Origin of the sequence: Heterorhizobium halophytocola (assembly GCF_017873095.1) — a bacterium.
GTDB lineage: Bacteria > Pseudomonadota > Alphaproteobacteria > Rhizobiales > Rhizobiaceae > Allorhizobium > Allorhizobium halophytocola.
In genome coordinates this window covers 108,222-133,117 of sequence record NZ_JAGGJU010000009.1, presented here as the reverse complement: position 1 = coordinate 133,117, position 24,896 = coordinate 108,222, and the positions used below count along the sequence as shown (strand labels likewise).

The window sequence follows — 24,896 nt, the reverse complement described above, 5'->3', positions numbered from 1 at the left end:
TCTTTTGACGGGCTGGAGAAAGTGGGGACTGGCGGAAGCGATCACGCTTCTCTGCCACAGCCTGCAGGCGCGCGATTGCGCCCGTCATTGATGGTGATGCCGGTCATGCCGATATCGTACTGCCGTGCGGCACCGCCTGGATCGTCCGTGACGACCATCACCTACCACCGGGATACGGCAGCTCTTCGGCAAGAACGGTGCGGCGGTCGAATACGATTGGTGCCCCCTCGGTTTGTCCGTGCAAGAGCGATACGGGCGCGGCCGTGGCGGCAAGCCGACAGCTCGACGGGGAGGCGCCGGGCGCGGCGATCATCCCGCCCGGCCGCGTCTTCTTTTGTCAGAGTTGCAGTCCAAGCCGCTTTCCGGCCGCGATGGCGGCCTGGCGTGCACCGTCGTCCATGGTGTGGCGGGCACTTCGCATGCTGGCAACCATCGCCTCCCCCGCCTCCTGCGGCATACCCGACTGGAAAGGCGGCTGCGGAGCGTATTCGATGGTGAGCGCCGCGCGCTTGGCAGCCTCTTCGCCCTTCATCTCGGCGGCAAGCGTCAGCGCGAAATCGATGCCGGCCGTCACGCCGCCGCCGGTCATCCGGTTGCGGTCGCGTACCACCCGACCCTCGACATGCCGCGCGCCCATCAGCGGCAGCAGATCGGCCACCGCCCAGTGCGCGGTCGCATCATAGCCCTTCAGCAGGCCGGCAGCCGCCAGCACCAGGCTGCCGGTGCACACGCTGGTCACCCATTTGGCGCTGTTGCCGCGGTCGGCCATGAAGTCCATCACGGCCCTGTCCTGCATGCAGGCGATGGTACCGATCGTGCCGCCGGGCACGAAGAGCACATCCATGCCACCGGGGCATTCGTCGAAGGTATGGGTCGCCGCCATCGGGATGCCGACATCGGTGGATGCGGGGCTCTTGTCCTTGCCGACCAGTTCGATGTTGAAGCGCATGATCTTGAACACCGTCATCGGCCCGATGAGGTCCATGGCAACCATGTTGGGATAGACCAGCATGGCAACCCGTGGCGCATCCTTCGGCACCATGCCCATGGATGTCATGTGGTCCTGCATCGTCTCGGCTTTAGCGTCTTGCGCCGGCAGGCTTGCAAGGCCGGCGGTCGACATGGCGGCCAGGGTAAGGAGTGTGCGGCGGTCGAGTGTCTGGGTCATGGGTTTGTTTCCTTGTCCGGTTCGGGCATGCGCCAGCGCAACATCAGCCGATCATCCGCTTCAGCGAAGCGACCTGCCGCACGACCAGCAGGTCGAGGACGATGACAACGGCGAGTACGGCACCGCTCAAGGGAAAGATCAGCGCGACCGCCAGCATGAGGAAGGCACCGGTCTTCCAGAGCGGGCCGGGCGTGCCCACCTGCGGCGCGATCAGGCGCAGCCCCGCCCCCTTCGGCCGCCGCTTCCACCACATCACCACACCGCTTGCCGACAGGAAGATCACGCTGAGGCAGAAGACCGTCAGCAACGCGACGTTCCAGGCCCCCATGTCCCCCTCGTGAAACGCGATCCCGGCCGCCATCGCCTTGCCGGCAACGCCGTAATCGGCAAAGCCGACATCGGCGAGCACATTGCCGGTATACTGGTCGAGATGCATGGTCCGGTCATCGAGCGGATTGGCGCTGTCATTGCTCATCGTGTCGCGCGAGATCGTCCACACGCCCGTAGACCCCGAAGGCCAGTTCAGCTGGAAGCGGCCGGCAAAGCCGGCTTTGCGGGCAAAGGCGACCACCTGGTCGACCCCGAAGGTGGCGGACGTGGATGGCACCGGCGCTGGCCCCATGTCCATGCCGGGCATGGGGGCCATGGTGCCCATGGCGTCCATGGCATCCATGTCATGCGCGCGACCGGTCTCGACGCCGGGCGTGCCGGCATCCGATCCGGAGGCCGGCATCGGTGTCTGCTCCAGCGTCCATGGCACCTCCTTGCTGCCACCATGGTTGAGGGCCGCATGCGTCTCGTCCGACAGGGGCACATTGTCCCATTTTTCGGCTGGAAACGTGCTCCAGGCCTGGGTCAGCTTCTCGCCCCAGACACCCGACCAGGTGAGACCGGAGATCAGGAAGATCAGCAGGATGATCGAGACGTAGAAGCCGATCGTCAGGTGCAGCGACTTCCACACGGACCGCCCGCCTGCGCCGAGCCTCGGCACCAGCACGTCGGCAAACCGCGTGCCGTTGCGCGGCCACCACATGTAGAGGCCGGTCACGACCAGCATGACGCCGAAACCGGCGGCGATCTCGATCAGCCGGTCGCCGAGATCGCCGATGAGCAGCGTGCCGTGAATGGTGTCTGCGAGATCGTAGAGCGCATCGCGACGCGCCCACTGGCCGAGCACCTGACCGTCATGCGGATCGACGGCGACCATGTGGGCGAGGTCGCCTGCCTTCACCTGGAAGACGGCCGGCTGGGTCGCGGTCCGTGGTGCGATATACTGGATGACAGCACCACCCGGCACGGCAGCGGCGGCGGCATCCGCCTGGGCCGAGACCGCGATCTCGGGTCCCGACGTGGTAACAGTAAAAGCTTTCTCTCCGTCGCGTCCGAGAAGCACGGACGACCAGAGCATGATCAGGCCGGTGATGGCCAGCATCAGCAGGAAGGGCGCGACATAAAGGCCGGCATAGAAATGCCAGCGCCATGCCGTCCTGTGAAAACGGCGATCGGTTTCGGGTTTGGTCTCGGTGGTTCTGGTCTGGATGACGGCGCTCATCGGCGCATCTCCCCTGGAATAGCAACGGTCGTTGGAACCGTATGGCGGCAAGGCGCAGGCGCTCCATCAGCACCATGCTTGCCGCCGGCACGGCAGGACGAGGCAACCGGGCCTTGAGGGGCCGGCTGCCGTTCAGATCGTCAGGGAGATGGGGGGACCGCGCGGCGGGGCGCTCGGGGGGAAGAACTGCCGGTAGACCGCCTCGAGCCGCGGCGGCAGCACGACTGACCGCATCGATGCCGTGGCAAGGCCGACGGAGGGCTGCGGACAGGCCAGGAAGACAGAGGCGCTCAGCCGGCAGGCGTCACAGCCGAGTTTTCCATAGCTGTGCGAGGGGCCGCTGCCGGACGTGTCGGTCACGCAAAGGGTCGGAAGCGAGCCGTCCGGCAGGACGAAATCGGAAAGCTGGATCTTCGAATTGTCGGGCGCGACAAGAGTGAGCGGCTGATGGGCAAAGGCAATCAGCAGCAGTGCCAGCCCGCAGAGAGCACGCACCCCGATCCGCCATGTCGCAAGCTTGCGCCGCATGTTCACCCCTTTGAGTAAACAAGCGTTAGCGCGCAGGTCTCCAAAGCGCAAGCGTTCGGGACTGCGACGCCGCGCCGCGCCCCGCCCTCGTCTTTGGGTCCTCACACCGCACACAGTGCTGCAAACGCAAGAAGAGCGGCCCGGGGGACCGCCTTTATCAAATCCCCGTGCGGGAAATATTGTTCTCCGAGCCTCCGGCAGCAGCGGCGTCAGCCGCCTTTTCGGCGGCCGGAGGCTGGGCTTTTCAACCCTCTCAGCCTCTATGCGCGTCCTTGCCTTCGGCGAAACCAGCGCGCCCGGCGCCGTGCTGAACGCCGAACGGCCCGCCTGTGGCGGGCCGTGTCTTGTCCTGCGGCAACCGCAAGCCTCAGTTATAGGGGGAGTTGCAGTAAGCCCGCACGCCTACGCGCGGAACGTAGGTGTTGTCGGAGGCACGATAGGTGCGGTAGCGGTTGGAGCACCACTGGACATGGCTGCCGCCATAGCTGCGGCGCGGGGTGGCAAGCACGCCGCCGATAATGGCACCTGCCGCCAGCCCGCCGATGATCGCACCGGCATTCGAATGGTGGTGGCGGTGGTAATGCCTATAATGCCTGTATTGCCTGTGATGGCGGCCATGATGCCTGCGATAGTACCGGTACTGGACCTGCTCGACATTCTGGCTCTGCGCCTGGGGCGCCGAGATGGCCGGAAGCGGCATTGCGGCAGCTGCACCAAGCGATGTGAACGACAGCACGGCCGACAAGGCCATCCCACTAGCAATGTTATAAAATCGTTTCATGACGCACTCCTAGTCTTTTACCGGAAACGGGTTCGATCAGGGAAAGGTTCCGCATGGTCGTTGGCGCGAAAACCCCTTTCGCGGGCCGTCAGGCCACGGCACTGGCGGCAGCGGCGGCAAGGGCATCAAGGCGGGCGAAACCGCGTGCAGGCTGCTATTCCGGGCCTTTACGGCAGGGCCCGGCCAAAACATGCGTCCATGTGCAAACGAAAAAAGGCGGCCCGAGGACCGCCTTTCTCAAATCCCCGTAAGGGAAATCTTATTCTGCAGAACCTTCGGCAGCTGCCTCTTCGGCGGCCTTGGCTTCAGCGGCTTCGGCGGCTGCCTTTTCGGCGGCCAGAGCCTGGGCTGCTGCAACCTTTTCAGCCTCGATGCGAGCCTTTTCCTCGGCAATCGCAGCGCGCTCTGCGTCGTTCAGGGCGCGGGCGCGGGTGCCGGTGTTCTCGACGATACGGGCCGACTTGCCGCGACGATCGCGCAGATAGTAGAGCTTGGCGCGACGGACCTTACCGCGGCGAACGATCTCGACGCCTTCGACCAGCGGCGAATAGACCGGGAATACGCGCTCGACGCCTTCGCCGTAGGAGATCTTGCGGACGGTGAAGCTTTCGTTCAGGCCGGCGCCCTTGCGTGCGATGCAAACGCCTTCATAGGCCTGCACACGGGTACGGGTACCTTCCGTCACGCGGACGTTGACGCGCACGGTGTCGCCCGGCGAGAATTCCGGGAGCTTGCGCTTTTCGTTGATCTTGGCGGCCTGTTCGGCTTCCAGCTGCTCAATGATGTTCATCGGTCTAACCTTTTAAAAGTTCTTCTGGAACAGCCATTGCGCTCGACGATCATCCTTCGGTCATGCCTCCGGATTAGGTCCTTGCAGGACCGGAGCGGTGTCTTGCTCTTTGTTTGCTTGGTAAGACGGGCGAGGCGAATGCCCCAAAACCCATTTCCGCGTGCGCAATACACCAAGGTTCACGGCTTGTCACCCCCCAGGCAGACGGATTCTTCTGCTGAAGAGGCCGCAGCGCAAGCGCGCCGGTACGGCCGCCCGGCGACGATCAGTCCGGTTTGTTGCCCGTCAGCAGGTCCGGCCGGCGTTCCCTGGTCAGCTTCATCGCCTGCTCATGCCGCCATTTATCGATCGCGGCGTGATTGCCCGATGTCAGCACGGCCGGGATCTCGCGGTCCTCGAACAGCTGCGGCCGGGTATAGTGGGGGTGCTCGAGCAACCCGCCCTCGAAGCTCTCATGCACGCCGGACAGGTCATTGCCCATCACGCCCGGCAGGATCCGCACCACCGCATCGAGCAGGGTCAGCGCTGCCGGCTCGCCGCCGGATAAAATATAGTCGCCGATCGACACCTCTTCGAGGCCGCGCGCCTCGATCACCCGCTGGTCGACGCCCTCGAAGCGGCCGCAAACGATCACCACGCCCTCGCCGCCGGCAATCTCGCGCACCCGTTGCTGGGTCAGTGGTCTGCCGCGCGGACTCATCAGCAGTCTCGGTCGGCTGTCGGCCGCCACCGAATCGATGGCGCCTGCCAGCACATCGGCCTTGAGCACCATGCCGGCGCCGCCGCCGGCCGGCGTATCGTCGACGCTGCGGTGCTTGTCGGTGGCAAAGTCGCGGATCTGCACCGCCTCCATCGCCCATTGGCCGCGCTCCAGCGCGCGGCCCGCCAGCGACACGCCGAGAGGACCGGGAAACATCTCCGGATAGAGCGTCAGAACGGTCGCACGAAAGCCCATGAAAGCGTCTTTACGACTTGCCGCCGAGGAACGGGCTCGGCTTTTCGCCTTCCGGTCCCTCGTCGTCATCCTTGAGGCCGGCGGCGATCGGATCGATCACCAGACGGCCGTCCTCGATGTCGATCTCCAGCACGGCGGCCTCGGAAAACGGGATCAGCACCGGGCGGCGGCCGGGCCCCTTGAGCTCCAGCAGGTCGCCGGCGCCGAAATCGAACACCCCGGTCACCGATCCGTAATGGTTGCCCTCGTCGTCATAGACGTCGAGCCCCTCCAGATCGGTATAGTAGAATTCGTCGTCGTCGAGCTCGTCATCGGGCAGGCTGTCGCGCTCGATATACAGCTCCAGCCCGTTCAGCGCCTCGGCCGCATTGCGGTCGTTGATCCCGCGAAAGCGGACGATCGCCACGGTCTTTGCCTCGCGGATCTCGAGAATCTCGAAGATTCGCCCGTCCAGCGCCTTCAGGTTTCCATAGTCGCCAAGCGCCGTCGGGTCGCCGGTGAAGGCCTTCACCCGCACTTCGCCGCGCAGGCCCTGGACCGCGCCGACAGTCGCCATCAGAATTGGGTTTTCGAGCTTGGTCATCGGTCGATCACACCGTCAAAATGAGCATTTCCGCCCTTTTAGGCCGAAGCCCGGACGAAGGGAAACGAAAAACGGTCGGCATTGGACATGCCGACCGTTCGATCGTGTCAATCGGCGCCGATTATTCGGCAGCGGAGGCTTCGGCGGCAGCGGCAGCAGCGTCTTCGGCCTTCTGGGCCTTCTCGGCGGCGCGTTCCTGGGCCTTCTTGCCCGGCTTGCCCTTGTCCAGGTTGCTGCGGGTGGCGCGCTCGGCGAGACCGGCTTCGGCCATGAAGCGCAGGACGCGGTCGGTCGGCTGGGCGCCCTTGGCGATCCAGGACTTGATCAGGTCGGCGTTCAGCTCGACGCGCTTTTCGCTATCCTTCGGCAGCATCGGGTTCCACGAACCGACCTTTTCCAGGAAGCGGCCGTCGCGCGGCGAACGGGCGTCGGCAACGATGATCTGGTAGTAAGGGCGCTTCTTGGAACCACCACGGGCGAGACGGATTTTCAGGGGCATGTCGTAATCTCCTTGGATAATCGGGTTTGGCTTGAATTCAAGCTGTGTTTTCGCTGCTGCCGTGCTCGGCAGCGATGGCTTCGTGATGCCGGATGACTTCCTTGATGACGAAGTTCAGGAACTTCTCGGCGAAATCCGGATCCAGATGCGCGTCGTCTGCCAGTTGGCGCAGACGGGCGATCTGTTGTTCCTCGCGCGCCGGATCGGCCGGCGGCAGGTTGTATTTGGCCTTCAACAGTCCGACTGCCTTGGTGCAGCGGAACCGTTCGGCCAGAATGTTGACCAGTGCGGCATCGATATTGTCGATCGACTGGCGGTATCCGAGCAATTGCTCGCGAACTTCGAGATCGGTCATGATGGCCTCACTTCTTCTTTGTCGGCAGGCCGGGGAAACCGCCGCCGAGACCCGGAAGCTTCGGCCCGCCGAGGCCGCCCAGGCCACCGAGCCCGCCCAGACCACCGGTGCCGCCCATGCCCGGCATCGAGCCCGGCTTGATGCCGGCGGCTTCCGCCTGCTTGGCCAGCTGCTCCATCTGCTTGGGGTCCATGTTCGACAGGTCGGGCATGCCGCCCCCCAGGCCGCCCATGCCGCCGAGCCCCATCTTGCCGGCCAGGCCGCCCATCATCTGCTTCATCATGCCGCCGCCCTTCTTGCCGCCCATGGCTTTCATCATGTCGGCCATCTGGCGATGCATTTTCAGCAGCTTGTTGATCTCGGCGGCATTGGAGCCGGAGCCGGCGGCAATGCGCTTCTTGCGCGAATGCTTCAGCATGTCGGGGTTCGAGCGCTCGGCCCGCGTCATCGACGAGATGATCGCGAGCTGCCGGCCGAACACCTTGTCGTCCATGCCGGCCGCCGACATCTTGTCCTTCATTCCGGCCATGCCGGGCATCAGGCCCATGATCCCGCCCATGCCGCCCATCTTCTGCATCTGGCGCAGCTGGTCGGCGAGGTCGTTCAGGTCGAACTTGCCCGACTGCATCTTCTTGGCCATCGCCGCGGCCTTTTCCGCGTCGATGTTTTCGGCCGCCTTCTCGACCAGCGAGACGATGTCGCCCATGCCGAGGATACGGTCGGCGATCCGGCGCGGATGGAACTCCTCGAGCTCGTTCATCCGCTCGCCGACACCGATCAGCTTGATCGGCTTGCCGGTCACGGCGCGCATCGACAGCGCCGCACCGCCGCGGCCGTCGCCGTCCATGCGGGTCAGCACCAGGCCGGTGACGCCGATGCGCTCGTCGAAATTGCGCGCCAGGTTAACGGCGTCCTGGCCGGTCAGGCTGTCGGCGACCAGCAGGATTTCGTGCGGGTTCGCCTTCTTCCTGATATCGGCCATCTCGACCATCAGGGGCTCGTCGATATGGGTGCGGCCGGCGGTGTCGAGAATGACCACGTCATGACCGCCGAGCTTGGCCGCCTGCACGGCGCGCGCCGCGATATCGGTCGGCGACTGGCCCGGAATGATCGGCAGCGTATCGATCTTGGTCTGCTCGCCGATCTGGCGCAGCTGTTCCTGGGCGGCGGGCCTGCGCGTATCGAGCGAGGCCATCAGCACCTTCTTGCGATCGCGCTCGGTCAGCCGCTTGGCGATCTTGCCGGTCGTCGTCGTCTTGCCGGAGCCCTGCAGGCCGACCATCATGATGACGACGGGCGCCGGCGCATGGAGGTCGATGGTGACGCCTTCCGAGCCCAGCATCTCGACCAGCTCGTCATGGACGATCTTGACGACCATCTGGCCGGGCTTGATCGATTTCAGCACGCCGGCACCGACGGCCTTTTCGCGCACGCGATCGGTAAAGGAGCGCACGACCTCGAGCGCCACGTCCGCTTCCAGAAGCGCACGACGCACCTCGCGCAGGGCCGCGGACACATCCGCTTCCGACAGCGCGCCGCGACCGGTCAATCCGTTCAGGATGGATCCAAGGCGGTCCTGGAGGTTTTCAAACATCGGCTCTTCCTTGTCGTTTCGGAGGGACTTTGGGTTCGCCCGAAACCTTGGTCTTTTCGACGATCAAAACAAGACGCAAAGCCGAAAATCACCCGAGGGCGCATCGCGCTGTCGGGTGTTGACCTCCGGGAACGTTTTATACCGTAATGGGTCCCGGTCGGCGGCTCGGAGTCATCTCTCGTCGCAGAATTTCGTCGGGGTAAACAGCAAAAACCCGGGAAAGTCAAGCCAATTGCCCTTTCGCCGGCCGTCATGGCCCTGCCGGTTCCTTGAACGGCGCAGCGCGAGCGGTATAAGGCACGCCCTTCACACGGTTTCCAACAGCAGGCTTGCAGTGCGAGGCAACGGCGATCTCCCCTGCCGATTGCGGGCACGATCCCAAGGAGAAGCGACAATGGCATCACCCTCGAAGACATTGCGATTGCTCATGCCCCAGTGGCAGGGCGGCAATAATGGCGTGTACCATCTTGGCGCGCGGTTACTGGCCTGGCTCGCGCCGCAAGGCGACTTCGATTTCGCCGAAGTGCCGGTCGCCACGCCCACGGATGCCGCGCTGGAAATCGAGGACGGCGTGCTGGGAAAGTCGGCGATCCTGGCGCAGAACCGGGCAGCCCGCGACATCATTCAGGCTGCAGCACCCGACCGGATCGTCACCTTCGGCGGCGATTGCTCGGTCTCCCTCGCCCCCTTCGCCTATCTCGCCGCCCGATATGCGGGCGATGTCGCGGTGCTGTGGATCGACGCGCATTTCGACCTGACGAGTTCGGAGGTTTCCACCCATGCGCACGGCTATCCGATGCTCAACCTGCTCGGCAAGGGCGACGCGGCCTTCGCGGCCTTCGCCACCGCGCCCATTCCCGCCGATCGACTGGCCTATATCGGCATAGACAAAGCGACGGTGTCGGAGCGCAGCCGTGCGGCCGTCGAGGCGATCAAGCCGAAGGTCTTCGCGCCGGAGGAACTGACCGAGCGGTTTTGCGAGGTGACGGACTGGATCCGATCCACCGGCGCATCCAGGCTGCTCGTCCATTTCGATCTCGACGTGCTGGAGCCGTCCCATTTCAGAGCCCAGCTCTTCAGCAATCCGGAGGGCCTGGCCGAACAGTTCCAGGCCTCGCCGAGGGGCAAGATGACGCTCGAGACCGTGGTCAGCCTGATTGCGGCGGTCGGGGAGGTGTCCGATATCGTCGCCCTGACGATCGCCGAGCATCTGCCCTGGGATGCGGAAAACCTGCGCAAGGCGCTGTCGCGGCTGCCGATCCTGGCAAGTCCGGCATAGAGCTCAAGCGGTGCGGCGCGGTCGGGTCCGGCTGATGTGCGCATCGCCTGCGAAACTCCGCCTCTGCGACCAAGCGCGCTGCCGCCACCTTGCCACCTTCCGCCGGCAGCGCTGTCGCGGATCCGCCCCCCGCCCGCCTCAGGCGTGCTGGAGAATATTGACCAGCCGGCCAAACGGATCGCGCACGAAAAACCGCCGCACGCCCCAGGGCTCGTCGACCGGACCATATTGCGGATCGAACCCGGCCGCCGTCATGCGGGCCAGCGCCTCTTCCAGATCGTCCACCTCGATCGACAGGTCCGGCACCGCTGCACCTGACCCGCCTTCGCTGGTAATAGAGACCTGCGCAGCGGCGGTGGCATCCGATCCATAGCTGACGATCCATCCGTGATCCATCAGCACGTCGAGCCCCAGAACATCGCCGTAGAAGGATCGGGCGGCGGACGGGTCTTCGGCGGCGATATTGGCGACGATGCGACGAACCTGCATGTCTCTTCTCCTTGCGGCTTTCGCTCTCAGGCTAGGGCTGGACCGCCGCCCTGACCATCCCCATATTCGAAAACCGAACAAGCCCGCTCCGAAGGCCCCCATGCCCAAGCTGAAAAACCCCTATTACGACGGCGCCCCGTCCGATCATTACGACGGCACGCGCTTCTTCAACCCCGAGGGCATCGCGCCCGGTGGCCTGAAGGACCTCTGGAAATGGCGCACCAACGGCCAGAAGGCGACATGGCCGAAAACCGTCGACTTGCCCGCCGGACCGGCGAAACCGGCCGACCGGGTCACCGGCACCGATCTGCGCGTGACGATGATCGGCCATGCCTCGCTGCTGATCCAGGTCGCCGGGCTCAACATCCTGACCGATCCCGTCTGGTCGAAGCGGGCAAGCCCCGTCTCCTTTGCCGGCCCGAAGCGGGTGATCGACCCCGGGGTCGCCTTCGAGGATCTGCCGCCGATCGACATCGTTCTCGTCACCCACAATCATTACGACCATCTGGATCTGGCGACCCTGACGCGGCTCTACCACGAGCACGGCCCGCATTTCGTCACGCCGCTCGGCAATGACACGATCATCGAAAAGGCGCTGCCCGATGCCAAGGTCTCCGACATGGACTGGGGCGACAGCCTGACCTATTGGGACGATCTGACCATCCATGCCGAGCCCTGCCACCACTGGTCGGCGCGCGGCGTGCGCGATCGCAGCATGGCGCTCTGGGCCGCCTTCGTCCTCGAAACGCCGGCCGGCCGGATCTACCACATCGGCGACACCGGCTTTCACGGCGGCGTCAATTACCGGGCCGCGGCGGAAAAGCATGGGCATTTCCGCCTCGCCATCCTGCCGATCGGCGCCTATGAGCCGCGCTGGTTCATGAAAGGCCAGCACCAGAACCCGCAGGAAGCCGTCGAGGGCTTCGAACTCTGCAAAGCGCACTATGCCGTCGGCCATCATTTCGGCACCGTGCAGCTGACCGACGAAGCGATCGACGCACCGGCAAAGGCGCTCGAACAGGCGCTGGCCGACAAGGGCATCGATGCCGCCCGTTTCCGGCCGCTGAGGGCCGGCGAGGTGTTCGACGTGCCGGTGCCGCCGCCGCGGGATTGAGCCCGGCACGGCACAGCCCGCACCATGCCGCTACCCGTTGAGGATGCGGAACTGGCCGGGGCCGCACGTATTTGACTTGCGCGCCCCGAAATGCATCTTGCCGCCGATCGGCGAACCGGATATCCGGCACGCCGCTATACCGGAAAGGATGGCACGATGAAGCGACTGGCACTGTTCGGCATGGCCGCCACCCTTCTCCTGCCACCGCTTGCGGCAAGCGCCGGTGCAGCAGGCGAAACAGCCGGCGACCCATCCGCCGCGACGGCCGGTCAGACGCCAGCCCCGGCCGAGGTGGCGATCCACGTATCGGGCGACCGCAAGCCGCCCCCCGCCCTTCGCTATCCCGCCCTGCCTGAGACGGTCGACGATGTCGCGGCGATCCTGCCCGAGGGCTGGCGGGTCGAGACGAAGCTGTCCGGCGATCTCAACCGGGACGGCGCCGCCGACCGTGTCCTGGTCCTGCATGCCACGGATCCGGCAAGGCTTGTCGAGGACAAGGCCTCGGGGCGGCCGCCGCTCGATACCAATCCGCGCATGCTGGCCGTCTATTTCGCCCTGAAGACCGGCGGTTTTCGCCGCGCCGCGCAGGACCACAGCCTCATTCCCCGCGTCGTCGACTGGCAGCTCTCCGATCCGCTCGGCGACGAGGTCAATGGCGGCGTCGCGGTAACCGGCGGCACGCTGCGCATCCGGCTCGGCCTGTTTGCCTCGGCCGGCGGCTGGGATCTCGGAACCTCGAGCTATACCTTTCGCTGGCAGGACAATGCATTCGCGCTGATCGGCTTTGACCGCGACACCGTCAATCGCGGCAGCGGCAAGACCTTGACCCGCAGCTACAACTATCTGATCCGCCGCGAACAGATCGTCAGCGGCGACATCGCCTCCGACGAAACGAAGACCCGGTGGCGGGACCTGCCCGACCATCCCTTGCTCGTGCTTGGCCAGATCGCCGACGGGCTTGCCTTCGATCCCGACGGGCCGCCGCCCTTGCCGTCCCAGGCAGACGATCGCGGCTGGAATTGGGCCGATTCGCCCGACGCCGATTTCGACGACGGCTCGCAAACCCAGGCGATCTGCGACAGCCTTCGCGACCGCGAGCCGCCGGAAAGCGATCGGCCGAGCCCGCAGCAGGCAAAGGCGCTCGAGGGTTGCGATGCGGCGGGCCTCTATTACGGCATCGGCAGGGAGGCCGACCCGGTCGCGGCCGTCAAATGCGCCTTCGTCCAGACCGACAGGACGGACGATACCGCCGACCCGCTCTCCGGCACCGGCCTGCTGATGACCCTCTATGCCAATGGTGCCGGCGTGGCGCGCGATCTTGACCTGGCGACATCGCTTGCCTGCCGCGTGCGTGGCGCGCCCTTTGCCAATGCCGGCCGCATCCGCCACCTGCAGCAGATGAAGCAGGCGCCGCAGCTTGGCGTTTTCGACTATTGCGACGACGTCACCAGCTCCTGGGCAACCGGCATCTGTGCCGCCCGCGACGCCTCCAGGGCCGACGCCGCACGCCAGACCAGGGTCGCCACCCTCACCTCCGGCTGGACGCAGGCCGAACGCCGGCTGCTCGATCCGCTGCGCGATGCCGCCGAGGCCTATGTTACCGCCAGCAGCGAAAACGAGGTCGATCTGAGCGGCACGCTGCGCGCCACCTTCATGATCGACCGGCAGCAGGGTCTGCGCGACGCCTTCGCCGCCCTGCTGGAGCAGATGGAGAAGGGCGACTACCCGACGGCCAGCGGCCAGCAGGCGAAGACCGCCGATTCTGAGCTCAATGCCGTCTATGCGAAAATCATGGCGGTGCGCACCGCCCCCGACGCGCGCGGCACCTATGGCAGCGCGGACAGCCTGCCCTATTCGACCGTCACCCATGCGGGCATCCGCAAGACCGAACGGATCTGGATCGCCTATCGCGACGCCTGGCGCGATTTCGCCGCCGGCCGCTATCCGGGCGCCGGTCCCGCGGGTCTGATGACGTTTCTCACCAAAGCCCGCACCGCCGACCTCGAAGCCCTGATCCCGGACGATTGAGCAGCGGCCGGAAGCCGCGTTGCGAACAGCGTCCAAACCGCAGATTGACAAATCCGCCATCGCGGCCCAGACTTCTCTCCATTCACCAGGGGGGTCCCGCAAGGGGCTGAGAGTCTGCTGGGCCGACCGCCTTTTTTAAAAAAGGCATGAAGCAGCGCAGTGACCCGTTGAACCTGATCCAGTTCATACTGGCGTAGGGACGGTGCGAGCGCTGCCGGCGCGATTTCCTGCAAGGGATGGATCCTCGATCCATTCGGGATCGGGCAAACGGTTGAAAGGACGATGCCGAGCGTTTCGGTCCGTCCCAGCGTCTATCCATCATTCCGGCTGACATGACTGGGTCTCCAACCTTCAGGACTTGGAGCCTCACGATGAACATTGCCCAGAAAAACCCCACTCCCGTCGTCACCACGGGTCCCTTGCCGGCCTCGGAGAAGATCCACGTCGCCGGCGACATCCATGCCGGTATCCGCGTGCCCATGCGCCGGATCGCGGTCCATCCGACCGCCGGCGAACCGCCGGTTACCGTCTACGATTCCTCCGGTCCCTATACCGATCCGGCCATGGCGATCGACATCGACACCGGCCTGCCGCGCCCGCGCGCCGACTGGATCCTGGCCAGGGGCGATACCGAGGCCTATGACGGGCGGCAGATCAGGCCCGAGGACAACGGCTTCGTCTCTGCCGACAGGCTCACGCCGGAATTCCCCAATCTGCATCAGCCGCGCCGCGCCACGGATGGTCGTGCGGTGACGCAGCTTGCCTATGCCCGGGCCGGCATCATCACGCCGGAAATGGAATTCGTCGCGATCCGCGAAAATCTCGGCTGCAAGGCGGCGAAAGAGGCGCTTACCCGTGGCGGCGAGAGCTTCGGCGCTGCCGTTCCCGATCATGTCACGCCCGAATTCGTCCGCGACGAGATCGCCCGTGGCCGGGCGATCATTCCGGCCAACATCAACCACCCGGAAGCCGAGCCGATGATCATCGGCCGCAATTTCCTGGTCAAGATCAACGCCAATATCGGCAATTCCGCGGTGACATCGTCGATGGCCGAGGAGGTCGAGAAGATGGTCTGGGCCACCCGCTGGGGCGCCGACACCGTCATGGACCTGTCGACCGGCCGCAACATCCACAATATCCGCGAATGGATCATCCGCAATTCCCCGGTGCCGATCGGCACCGTGCCACTCTACCAGGCGCTGGAAAAGGTGGGTGGCATTGCCGAGGACCTCACCTGGGAGGTCTACCGCGACACGCTGATCGAGCAGGCCGAGCAGGGCGTCGACTATTTCACCATCCATGCCGGCGTGCGGCTCTCCTACATCCATCTGACCATCGACCGGGTCACCGGCATCGTCTCGCGCGGCGGCTCGATCATGGCCAAGTGGTGTCTTCACCATCACAAGGAGAGCTTCCTCTACGAGCATTTCGAGGAGATCTGCGACATCTGCCGCGCCTATGACGTCTCGTTTTCGCTCGGCGACGGCCTGCGTCCGGGCTCGATCGCCGACGCCAACGACGCCGCCCAGTTCGCCGAACTCGAGACGCTGGGCGAACTGACGCAGATTGCCTGGGGCCGGGACTGCCAGGTGATGATCGAGGGGCCCGGCCATGTGCCGATGCACAAGATCAAGGCCAACATGGACAAGCAGCTCGAAGTCTGCGGCGAGGCCCCCTTCTATACGCTGGGGCCGCTGACGACCGACATCGCGCCCGGCTACGACCACATCACGTCCGGCATCGGCGCGGCCATGATCGGCTGGTTCGGCACCGCCATGCTCTGCTACGTCACGCCGAAGGAGCATCTGGGCCTGCCCGACCGCAGCGACGTGAAGGTCGGCGTCATCACCTACAAGATCGCCGCCCATGCCGCCGATCTCGCCAAGGGCCATCCGGCCGCCCAGCTGCGCGACGATGCGCTCAGCCGCGCCCGCTTCGAGTTCCGCTGGGAGGACCAGTTCAACCTCTCCCTCGACCCGGAAACGGCCCGCGCCCTGCACGACGAGACCCTGCCGAAGGAGGCGCACAAGACGGCCCATTTCTGCTCGATGTGCGGCCCCAAATTCTGCTCCATGCGCATTTCCCACGACATCCGCGCCGAGGCCCAGAAGGAAGGCATGGCGACCATGGCCGAAAAATACCGCGCCGGCGGCGATCTCTACATGCCGGTCGAGGAGGTCCGGGAATGAGTATGGTCAAAGTCCTCCCCACCCCCCTCTGCCCTGCCGGGTCGCAGGGTCGCGCCACGCGTCTGGAGCCGTCCTTCGGAGCCCTCATCAAGGGTGGATGTCCGCTGGTGGCATGCTCATTGACCAGATCGAAAGCAAAAGCAGGTCTCCCTCAAAGAGGAGCAGAGCCACAAGTCACAAGGTCTTCGCAGTCCCAAGCCGCCGCCACGCACTCCCTGATCTCCCCCCTTGAGGGGGAGATGTCGCGAAGGTCCGAAGGACGAGGGGGGTACGTCCGCGCAGACCACCACATCAAAACCCGACCGCCCGGCCCCACCCCCCTCTGCCCTGCCGGGCATCTCCCCCTCAAGGGGGGAGATCACCTGGGCGCAAACTCATCGACCATCTTTGTCGGAAGCAAGGATTATCGCGGCAAGACGGCAGTAACATTTTCGTCTGTTTGGCTGGCGTGCTCCAGCCTGTCTCCTCGATTGAGAACCCATGGTCGCTCGCGACGCGGAGCAAACCCGCCATCACTACGCCCCCCGCGTTCCCGAGCCGCGGCCCCGCGCTCCCTGATCTCCCCCCCTGAGGGGGAGATGTCCCGCAGGGACAGAGGGGGGTACGCCCGCGCAGAACACCACCTCCGGACCCGACCGCCCGGCCCCACCCCCCTCTGCCCTGCCGGGCATCTCCCCCTCAGGGGGGGAGATCAGCTGGGCGCGCCTTCACCATGTCCCATCGCCATCAGCACGTGCGGCAAAAGCAGCATGGCCTCAAGGCCTTCAGGCAGCATTTGCAGCCGGCCGATAGGCCGACCAGTCTCAAACACTGCAACAAGGCCGCAACCACCACGCCCACCGCATGCCCGGGCCGCAGCCGCGGGCTCCCTAATCTCCCCCCCTGAGGGGGAGATGTCCCGGAGGGACAGAGGGGGGTATGCCGACCCAGGCCACCGCCCGCGAACCCGATCGCCCGGCCCCTCCCCCCTCCGCCCTGCCGGGCTGTGGGGTCGGGCCACGCGTCTCGACCGGTCCTTCGGACGCCGCCTCAAGGGGGGAGATCAGCTGGGCGCGCCCTCACCGACTGTCGCGCGAAGAGGCCCAGGAATCGCAGTTTTCGACCCACATCATTACCCGGCTAACGTCATCTCTAGACCGTTCCCCCGGGAGACACGATCATGACAATTCTCGTCAAGGGTGCCGGCGTCGCCGGCCTCACCGCCGCCTTCGAGCTCGTCCGCCGCGGCCTGCCCGTCGCCGTGACCGACACGCAAGCCCAGGTCGGCCACGGCGCCTCGCATTATGCCGGCGGCATGCTGGCGCCCTGGTGCGAGCGCGAATCGGCCGACGATGCCGTGCTCCGGCTCGGGCTCTCGGCTGCCGACTGGTGGGAGGCGGCCCTGCCGGGCAGCGTCATGCGGGCCGGCACGCTGGTCGTTGCCCCGCCGCGCGACACCGGCGAGCTCACGCGCTTCGCCACCCGCACCGGCGGCTACCGCTTTCTCGATGCGGACACGATCGCCGCCCTGGAACCCGCACTCTCCGGCCGCTTCCCAACCGCGCTGTTCTTCGAGACCGAGGCCCATCTCGATCCGCGGGCGGCGCTTGCCGGCCTTTACCGCGCGCTCGTCGAACAGGGCGTCCCCTTCCATCTCGGGCGTAATGCTCCACCACCCGGCCGCTTCGACGCCATCCTCGACTGCACCGGCCCGGCCGCCATCGCCACCCTGCCCGGTCTTCGCGGCGTGCGCGGCGAAATGCTGATACTCGAAACGCCGGAAATCTCGCTGTCGCGGCCGGTGCGGCTCCTGCATCCGCGCCACCCGGTCTACGTCGTTCCACGTGAAACCGGCCGCTTCATGCTGGGCGCCACGATGATCGAGGCCGACGACGACGGGCCGATCACCGCCCGCTCGACGATGGAGCTTTTGAACGCCGCCTATGCGCTGCATCCGGCCTTCGGCGAGGCCCGCATCGTCGAGACCGGCACCGGCGTGCGCCCGGCCTTCGACGACAATATTCCCCGCCTCGTCGAGACATCCGACGGCTACGCCATCGCCGGGCTCCACCGCCACGGCTTTCTCCTCGCCCCGGCGCTGGCCCGCGAAGCCGCCGAGCGCCTCGGCGCCGGCCCTCTCACCCCGACCACCACCCGAACCGAAAGGCTGAACGCATGACCCTGACCGTCAACGGAGAATCCGTCAGCATCACCGCCACGACGCTCGCCGAACTGCTTGCCGCCCTCGACTACGAGGGCAACTGGCTGGCGACCGCCGTCAACGGCGAACTGGTCCACCGCGAGGACCGCGCCGAGCACGAGCTTGCCGACGGCGACCGGATCGAGATCCTCAGTCCGAAACAGGGAGGCTGACCATGACGTTCACTCTCTACGACACCCCCCTCACCTCGCGCCTTCTGCTCGGCACCGCCCGCTACCCCTCGCCGGCCGTGCTGGCAGACGCCGTCCGCCGCGCCCGCGCCGGCATCGTCACCGTCTCGCTGCGCCGCGAAACCGCGGGCGGCCGGTCCGGCGGCGCCTTCTTCGAGCTGATCCGTGACCTCGGGGTCCGGGTGCTGCCCAATACCGCCGGCTGCCACACGGTGGCCGAAGCCGTGCTGACAGCCAAGATGGCCCGCGAGGTCTTCGCCACCGACTGGATCAAGCTCGAGGTGATCGGCCATCAGGACACGCTGCAGCCGGATGTCTTCGGCCTTGTCGAAGCCGCCCGCATCCTCACCCGGGAGGGTTTCAAGGTCTTCCCCTATACCACCGACGACCTGGTCGTCGGCGAAAAGCTGCTGGCGGCCGGCTGCGAGGTGCTGATGCCTTGGTGCGCCCCGATCGGCTCGGCGATGGGCCCGCAGAACCTGCCCGGGCTGAAGGCGATGCGGGCGGAGTTTAAAGACGTGCCGCTGATCGTCGATGCCGGCATCGGCCGTCCATCGCATGCGATGCAGGTGATGGAGCTCGGCTATGACGCGGTGCTCCTGAACACCGCCGTCTCCGGGGCCGCCGATCCGGCGCGGATGGCCGAGGCCTTTGGTGCGGCAATCGAGGCCGGCCATCAGGCGTTTCTCGCAGGCCCTCTGGAGCCACGCGACATGGCGGTCCCCTCCACCCCGGTGATCGGCAAGGGGGTGTTTGCATGACGCCCGACCCCTTCTACCTGATCGTCGACAGCGCCGACTGGATCGAACGCCTCGTGCCACTTGGCGTCAAACTCGTACAGCTGAGGATCAAGGACGCCGACGAGACCGTCCTGCGACAGCATATCCGCCGCGCGAAAACGGTCTGCGCCACCCATGGCTGCCAGCTGGTCCTCAACGATTACTGGCAGCTTGCGATAGACGAAACCTGCGACTTCATCCATCTCGGCCAGGAGGATCTGGTCGATGCCGACGTGGCCGCGATCCGCGCCGCCGGGCTGAAGCTCGGCCTCTCCACCCATGACCCGGCCGAGCTTGACACCGCGCTCGCCGCCCGGCCGGACTATGTCGCGCTCGGCCCTGTCTGGCCGACAATCCTCAAAGCCATGACATGGGCACCGCAGGGGATTGAACGCGTCACCGACTGGAAGGCCCGCGTCTCGCCCCTTCCCCTTGTCGCCATCGGAGGGGTTACCGTAGAGCGCGCACCCCTCGTGCTCGACGCCGGCGCCGACAGCGCCGCCGTCGTTACCGACATCACGCTCAACCCCGACCCGGAAGCCCGGGTGCGCCAGTGGATCGAAGCAACCGCGCCCTGGAGACATTAGCCGGCGCATAACCGCCTGCACCTGCCTGACGCCGCCTGGCGGGCGCGCCCTTCGCCCCACCCGCCGACGCGCTCCCTCCCCCTTGCGGGGAGGGTTGGGGAGGGGTCTTGTCGGCAACAAACAAGGGGCTCCTTTGTCCCCTCCAGATCGCGGCAACCAAGTCCCCTCGCACCCGCTCCGATCCGCCCCACAAGGGGGAGGGTCGCCTCCAGCAGGCGGCAGGGCCCGCGCTCCCCATCTGCCCGGGCGTCCACCGTCATCGGCGTCATCCCCAAGGCCCGCGCCGAGGTCCTCTATGCCACCCAGCATCCGTTCCACAAGGCGCTCCTTGCCGGAAAGGTCACGCAAGCCGCCTGGCGCTCCAGGCCCAGCTTCCATGCCGTTTCGACCGAAGACCGCAGCATCAATCCGGATCTGGAACGCTTGCTGGCCAAGCGATGGAGGCAGAGACCATTGAGCTCAAGGCAAGTCACCTGTCCCTGATCTCGCACGCCAGGGACGTTGCAGAGCTGATCCTGGAGCGGCCGGCCATACGGCATAGGAACAAAAAGCGAGCCGCCAAACCGCGGCTCGCCCCAAGAAAAGCGTTTGTGCTCCGGACTAGATGGCAAACCTTCCACCATTGAAGATGGATATCTATCTACGCGAGAACCTGCCCGCGCGATGAGGTCGATGATGGCCCCCTCCCATGACATCATTCGATGATGGCGCAGGCGCGGTCGGAAGAACAAGGGTCCGCCTTCAAGGATCCCGCTGCTGCAACTGATGGGCTACATGCCTCCCGTGGAGATGGAATTTGGTCTACGTCGACGATATGCAAGCACCGTTCCGTGGCATGATCATGTGTCATATGGTGGCAGACACATCCGAAGAGCTGCTGGAAATGGCCGACCGGATCGGCATGGCACACCGCTGGATACAGTGGGGCGGAACCTATCGGGAGCATTTCGACATATCCCTCGAACGCCGGCAGATGGCGGTCGAGGCCGGCGCGGTGGAGATCTCGCGCCTGGCGCTCGGCAGGATTATTCGAAGCAAGAAGGACAGGGCCCCTGCAGCCTGAAGGACCGCCTCGCCCTTCACCATGCGCACCCCCGACCCGGAGCCCCGGATGCACAGGTGGATCGAGGCCACGGCACCCGCTTCCGTAGGCCCTCCCCTTGTTGGAAAGGGCTTCTGGGGAGGGCTGCGGAGCGGCTTGTCGCGAACCCTTCAACGGGGGCAGACAAGGGTGCAATATTTTGACCTCCCTTCGTTGTGGAAAGAACTTTCACGCCGCCATGACAGAGCCGCCGAACGCCTTGCCGACGCGTGCATGACGACCAGGAAAAGTCATCATGTCAATTACTTACGGAAATCCTTGCAGCAGGCGAGATCCCGCATGCCTCGGCGTCGAAGAGGAAAAACGCATTTTCTTCAAAAAAAAATCCGGCCCCGATTTTCCCCCTTGCCTCGCGCGCAGTCACACTCTCCCCCGTTCCGTCACGGATACACCACAAGGCGTTGTGGCGAGGCGGAGCCGGCGCGGTACCTGGGGAAGAGACGCAGAGCCCCATGTTCCGGGTGCGTGGAAAATGGCCTCCCTCCGGCGACACGGGGGATGCGGACAGACGCCGTTGGACCGGCCGGCCCGCATCTGATGCCCGAACGGCGCGCCGGACGTGCCTGTGGGGCACGCAAGGGGTGGATTTGGCAGCAGGCGACCGGGCGTCCGGCCTTCGTCACGAGGGTGGCCCGGTCCGGCGGAACGGCAACGGTCCGCCGAGACAAGCGGCTGCCCCTCCCCCTGCAGAGCGGCCGAAGTCACGCGCAAAAACCGCCGAACGGGACGCTGAAGGGTGCCGTTTTTCTAAATTTTTCAATGGGCAGCTTTGAGCGTCCCGTCCGACTGCATTCGAAGATCACCAAGGGATAACTGTGCCCGCCAGGAGCGCGCGCAAGGGAGAAAGGACCACGGCAATGCCGATAGACGGCCCAATGGCAACCCTGACATTGGAAATGCTGGCCATGCCCCAGTTCTGCACCCGCGGCTGCCGTCGCGGGCGAAGATGCCGTTGGCAGAGCGCCGCAGACGGGGTGCCCTTCTGCCTTGGCGGGCTGGACGCGCACCAGCGCCAATGCTTCGACGAACTCTACCAGATGGTCGAACTCGCCGAGGATCCCACCGCCCTCCTGGACCGTTACAACGCGGACCCGCAGTTCGATCGGGCTCTTGTGCAGGCAGCGGTTGCCATCTCGCGGGCCGGCCGGGGCGTCTGGTCGGACCCAGGCCTCCGGTCCGCCGGCAGCAGCATTGCGGCCGTGAATGTGCCCGGTGCGGAACCGCCGGGTCCGCCACGCCGCGGCAGGCGCGGGGCCCGCCGGCGGGTCCGACGCCCGATTGCCCGCGACGCAATGCCGACGACAGCTTGCAAGACTGGCAATTAGCGGGCATTTCCGCCATATACGGAAAGAGACTGGGCAAAAGGATCGGGCGGCATATGACGGGAATGGTCGAATTCGCGAAGATGAACGGGATTGGTAACAAGATCCTGGTCGTCGACATGCGCGGCCGCACCGACCGTGTCACGCCGGAGGCGGCGATCGCGCTTGCCGGCGACGCCGAGACCCGGTTCGACCAGATCATGGCGATCCACGATCCGAAGGCACACGGCACGGATGCTTATATCGACATCCTCAACAATGACGGATCGAAGGCCGGCGCCTGCGGCAATGGCACGCGCTGCGTCGTCCAGGCGCTCGCCGCCGAGACCGGCCGCAAGGCCTTTACCTTCCAGACGGTCGCCGGCATCCTGAACGCCGTCGAGCATGACGATGGTTCGATTTCGGTCGACATGGGCAAGCCGGAATTCCGCTGGGACCGCATTCCACTGTCGGAGGAATTCCACGACACCTCGAAGATCGAGCTGCAGATCGGTCCGATCGATGCGCCGATCCTGCACTCCCCGGCGGTGATGTCGATCGGCAATCCGCATGCGATCTTCTGGGTCGACCGTGATCCGATGGACTACGATCTCGAACGCTTCGGCCCGCTGCTCGAAAACCATCCGATGTTCCCGGAAAAGGCCAATATCACCTTGGCCCAGGTCACCTCGCCGTCGACGATGATCACCCGCACCTGGGAGCGCGGCGCCGGCCTGACGCTGGCCTGCGGCTCGGCCGCGTGTGCCGCTGCCGTATCGGCCGCCCGCACCGGGCGCACCGGGCGCAAGGTCGAACTGACCGTCGCCTCCAGCCCCGGCCGCCAGACGCTCACCATCGACTGGCGCGAGCGCGACAACCATGTCGTCATGACCGGTGCCGCCGAATGGGAATGGTCCGGACGCCTCGATCCGCTGACCGGCGCCTTCGCGCGCGACGAGGTCGCGCCGCAGGACGGAGCGGCGGCCCATTGACCGATCCCCGGCAAAGCGGTGTCGACGTCATTACCTTCGGCTGCCGGCTGAACACCTATGAATCCGAGGTGATGAAGGCTGAAGCCGCCAGGGCTGGCCTCACCGACGCGATTCTGGTCAACACCTGCGCGGTCACCGGCGAGGCCGTGCGCCAGGCCCGCCAGGCGATCCGCCGGGCCCGGCGCGACAATCCGCAAAGCCGCATCATCGTCACCGGCTGTGCCGCCCAGACCGATGCCGGCGCCTTTGCCGCCATGCCGGAAGTCGATGCCGTCCTCGGCAACGCGGAAAAGCTGAAGGCCGCGCATTACCGCGCATCACAGGATTTCGGCGTCTCGGCGGAAGAAAAGGTCGCGGTCAACGACATCATGAGCGTCACCGAGACAGCGCCGCAGCTGGTCAGCCATATCGACGGCCATGTGCGCGGCTTCCTGCAGGTGCAGAACGGCTGCGATCACCGCTGCACCTTCTGCATCATTCCCTATGGCCGCGGCAATTCCCGCTCGGTGCCGATGGGCGCCGTGGTCGAGCAGGCCCGCAGGCTCGTCGAAAACGGCTACCGCGAAGTGGTGCTGACCGGCGTCGATGCCACCAGTTACGGCGCCGATCTGCCGGGCACGCCGACGCTCGGCCTGCTGGCGAAGACGCTGCTGAGACAGGTGCCCGAGATCGCGCGCCTGCGCCTGTCGTCGATCGACAGCATCGAGGTCGACCGGCATCTCATGGACCTGATCGCCGACGAGCCGCGCTTCATGCCGCATCTGCATCTGTCGCTGCAGCATGGCGACGACATGATCCTGAAGCGGATGAAGCGGCGCCATGCGCGCGCCGATGCGCTTGTTTTTGCCGAACAGGTCAGGTCGCTGCGCCCCGAATTCTCCTTCGGCGCCGACATGATCGCCGGTTTCCCGACCGAAACCGCCGACATGGCGGCAAACTCGGCGCGGCTGGCCGAAGAGATCGGCATTGCCCATCTGCATGTCTTCCCCTACAGCCCGCGGGAAGGCACGCCCGCCGCGCGCATGCCGCAGCTCGATCGTCGGCTGGTCAAGGACCGCGCCGCCGAACTGCGCGGTGTGGCCGAACGCCTCCATGCGAACCACCTGCAAAGGCTGGTCGGTAGCCGGCAAACGATCCTGGTCGAGCGCAACGGCATGGCGCATACGCCAGACTTCACCCTCGCGGCGGCACCCGGACTTGAGCCCGGCCTGCTTGTCGAGGTCACCATCACCGGCCACAATGGCCGGCATCTCGAGATTCAGACCGCGGCCCAGAAGGCCGCCTGACGGACACATCATGGCAATCGGTTTCATCAAGAAGGTCTTCACGTTCGGCAAGGGCAAGCCCGACGAGGGCAAGTCCGGCGACAATCAGCCGGCAGACCCGGGCAGCGTCGCGATCCCGGCCGAGGTCGAGGCGCCCGGCTCCGACCCCAGTGACGTCGCCGCCCTGCTCGGCCGCCCCATGCAGACGGCGGATGCCGAACGCGGACCGGAGCCGACAGCGGCACCGGACATTCAGCCGGTGCTGCCGGAAGAAATCGACACCGCGGCCGGTCCCGCACCGGATATCGACGACGAGACGGCGCGCGCGATGGGTGCCGCTTCATCAGCGCACGAAGCTGGTGCCGCCTTGCCAGCAGGCGACGCGGATGCCGCCTTGCCAGCAGGCGACGCGGGTGCCGCTTCACCCCCCTCTGACCCTTCGGGCCATCTCCCCCTCAAGGGGGGAGATCGGGAGCGCGCGGCGACCGCCGTGCCAAACTCCGCCGCTGAGGCTGCTGAAGCGAAGCATCCAGATACACCGCTGCCCACCTCAACGCCCGAGATTGGCGAACAGGCCAGCCCCGAGCCGATCTCCC

General features: G+C 65.9%; 22 protein-coding genes and 1 riboswitch. Of the genes, 11 read left to right on the top strand and 11 right to left on the bottom strand.

The features are described 5' to 3' along the window. Positions 1 to 337: 337 nt before the first annotated feature. From J2Z17_RS16660 to ffh, 10 genes are all read right to left on the bottom strand, one after another. A complete protein-coding gene (locus J2Z17_RS16660) occupies positions 338 to 1,168 on the bottom strand; it encodes a DJ-1/PfpI family protein (protein ID WP_209946760.1) in 831 nt (276 codons plus the stop codon). A 43-nt stretch (positions 1,169 to 1,211) separates the two neighbouring features. Further along, positions 1,212 to 2,720 (bottom strand): PepSY-associated TM helix domain-containing protein, encoded by a 1,509-nt coding sequence (locus J2Z17_RS16655; protein ID WP_209946759.1) that lies wholly within the window; start codon positions 2,718 to 2,720, stop codon positions 1,212 to 1,214. Positions 2,721 to 2,852: 132 nt separating this feature from the next. After that, positions 2,853 to 3,248, bottom strand: coding sequence for a hypothetical protein (locus J2Z17_RS16650; protein ID WP_209946758.1), 396 nt, complete (start codon positions 3,246 to 3,248; stop codon positions 2,853 to 2,855). A gap of 367 nt (positions 3,249 to 3,615) precedes the next feature. Continuing rightward, positions 3,616 to 4,029 (bottom strand): BA14K family protein, encoded by a 414-nt coding sequence (locus tag J2Z17_RS16645; RefSeq protein WP_209946757.1) that lies wholly within the window; start codon positions 4,027 to 4,029, stop codon positions 3,616 to 3,618. Positions 4,030 to 4,288: 259 nt separating this feature from the next. Further along, positions 4,289 to 4,819, bottom strand: coding sequence for a 50S ribosomal protein L19 (gene rplS, locus J2Z17_RS16640; protein ID WP_209946756.1), 531 nt, complete (start codon positions 4,817 to 4,819; stop codon positions 4,289 to 4,291). Between the two features lie 265 nt (positions 4,820 to 5,084). Then, positions 5,085 to 5,774 (bottom strand): tRNA (guanosine(37)-N1)-methyltransferase TrmD, encoded by a 690-nt coding sequence (trmD, locus tag J2Z17_RS16635; protein WP_209946755.1) that lies wholly within the window; start codon positions 5,772 to 5,774, stop codon positions 5,085 to 5,087. Positions 5,775 to 5,784: 10 nt separating this feature from the next. Beyond that, entirely contained in the window at positions 5,785 to 6,357 is a 573-nt protein-coding gene (rimM, locus tag J2Z17_RS16630; RefSeq protein ID WP_209946754.1) for a ribosome maturation factor RimM, read from the bottom strand. A gap of 121 nt (positions 6,358 to 6,478) precedes the next feature. Further along, complete coding sequence (gene rpsP / locus J2Z17_RS16625; protein WP_209946753.1) at positions 6,479 to 6,856, bottom strand: 30S ribosomal protein S16; 378 nt, start codon at positions 6,854 to 6,856, stop codon at positions 6,479 to 6,481. A 37-nt stretch (positions 6,857 to 6,893) separates the two neighbouring features. Continuing rightward, the gene (locus tag J2Z17_RS16620) at positions 6,894 to 7,211 is read right to left on the bottom strand and encodes a chorismate mutase (protein WP_209946752.1); all 318 of its coding nucleotides are present in this window, start codon (positions 7,209 to 7,211) and stop codon (positions 6,894 to 6,896) included. A gap of 7 nt (positions 7,212 to 7,218) precedes the next feature. After that, a complete protein-coding gene (gene ffh / locus J2Z17_RS16615) occupies positions 7,219 to 8,805 on the bottom strand; it encodes a signal recognition particle protein (protein ID WP_209946751.1) in 1,587 nt (528 codons plus the stop codon). A 394-nt stretch (positions 8,806 to 9,199) separates the two neighbouring features. On the opposite strand from ffh, the gene J2Z17_RS16610 reads away from it, so the two are divergent. Beyond that, complete coding sequence (locus tag J2Z17_RS16610) at positions 9,200 to 10,084, top strand: arginase family protein (RefSeq protein ID WP_209946750.1); 885 nt, start codon at positions 9,200 to 9,202, stop codon at positions 10,082 to 10,084. Between the two features lie 138 nt (positions 10,085 to 10,222). Here J2Z17_RS16610 and J2Z17_RS16605 read toward each other — a convergent pair whose 3' ends face one another. Further along, positions 10,223 to 10,573 carry a VOC family protein gene (locus J2Z17_RS16605; RefSeq protein WP_209946749.1) on the bottom strand — a complete coding sequence of 117 codons (351 nt, stop codon included), beginning with the start codon at positions 10,571 to 10,573 and terminating at the stop codon, positions 10,223 to 10,225. 100 nt (positions 10,574 to 10,673) lie between these two features. Between J2Z17_RS16605 and J2Z17_RS16600 the strand changes: the two genes are divergently transcribed. From J2Z17_RS16600 to mtaB, 10 genes are all read left to right on the top strand, one after another. After that, positions 10,674 to 11,687: an MBL fold metallo-hydrolase gene (locus J2Z17_RS16600; protein WP_209946748.1), complete on the top strand. Its 1,014-nt coding sequence runs from the start codon at positions 10,674 to 10,676 to the stop codon at positions 11,685 to 11,687. 156 nt (positions 11,688 to 11,843) lie between these two features. Continuing rightward, on the top strand, positions 11,844 to 13,715 hold the full coding sequence (locus tag J2Z17_RS16595) for a lysozyme inhibitor LprI family protein (RefSeq protein WP_209946747.1): 1,872 nt from the start codon (positions 11,844 to 11,846) through the stop codon (positions 13,713 to 13,715). 77 nt (positions 13,716 to 13,792) lie between these two features. After that, positions 13,793 to 13,933, top strand: a riboswitch (TPP riboswitch). Between the two features lie 153 nt (positions 13,934 to 14,086). Further along, complete coding sequence (gene thiC / locus J2Z17_RS16590; RefSeq protein ID WP_209946746.1) at positions 14,087 to 15,904, top strand: phosphomethylpyrimidine synthase ThiC; 1,818 nt, start codon at positions 14,087 to 14,089, stop codon at positions 15,902 to 15,904. Positions 15,905 to 17,063: 1,159 nt separating this feature from the next. Next, the gene (gene thiO / locus J2Z17_RS16585; protein ID WP_209946745.1) at positions 17,064 to 18,062 is read left to right on the top strand and encodes a glycine oxidase ThiO; all 999 of its coding nucleotides are present in this window, start codon (positions 17,064 to 17,066) and stop codon (positions 18,060 to 18,062) included. After that, the gene (gene thiS / locus J2Z17_RS16580; RefSeq protein WP_209946744.1) at positions 18,059 to 18,256 is read left to right on the top strand and encodes a sulfur carrier protein ThiS; all 198 of its coding nucleotides are present in this window, start codon (positions 18,059 to 18,061) and stop codon (positions 18,254 to 18,256) included. Before thiO ends, thiS begins: the two co-directional genes overlap by 4 nt. A gap of 2 nt (positions 18,257 to 18,258) precedes the next feature. After that, positions 18,259 to 19,035: a thiazole synthase gene (locus J2Z17_RS16575; protein ID WP_209946743.1), complete on the top strand. Its 777-nt coding sequence runs from the start codon at positions 18,259 to 18,261 to the stop codon at positions 19,033 to 19,035. Beyond that, on the top strand, positions 19,032 to 19,640 hold the full coding sequence (locus J2Z17_RS16570) for a thiamine phosphate synthase (protein WP_209946742.1): 609 nt from the start codon (positions 19,032 to 19,034) through the stop codon (positions 19,638 to 19,640). The genes J2Z17_RS16575 and J2Z17_RS16570 overlap by 4 nt, the downstream gene beginning before the upstream one ends. Before the next feature lie 796 nt (positions 19,641 to 20,436). Further along, positions 20,437 to 20,703, top strand: a complete 267-nt coding sequence (locus tag J2Z17_RS16565; RefSeq protein WP_209946741.1) for a DUF4031 domain-containing protein — start codon at positions 20,437 to 20,439, stop codon at positions 20,701 to 20,703. Between the two features lie 1,417 nt (positions 20,704 to 22,120). Continuing rightward, complete coding sequence (gene dapF / locus J2Z17_RS16560; RefSeq protein ID WP_209946740.1) at positions 22,121 to 23,035, top strand: diaminopimelate epimerase; 915 nt, start codon at positions 22,121 to 22,123, stop codon at positions 23,033 to 23,035. Beyond that, entirely contained in the window at positions 23,032 to 24,321 is a 1,290-nt protein-coding gene (gene mtaB / locus J2Z17_RS16555) for a tRNA (N(6)-L-threonylcarbamoyladenosine(37)-C(2))-methylthiotransferase MtaB (RefSeq protein ID WP_280923375.1), read from the top strand. Before dapF ends, mtaB begins: the two co-directional genes overlap by 4 nt. Positions 24,322 to 24,896 lie beyond the last annotated feature (575 nt).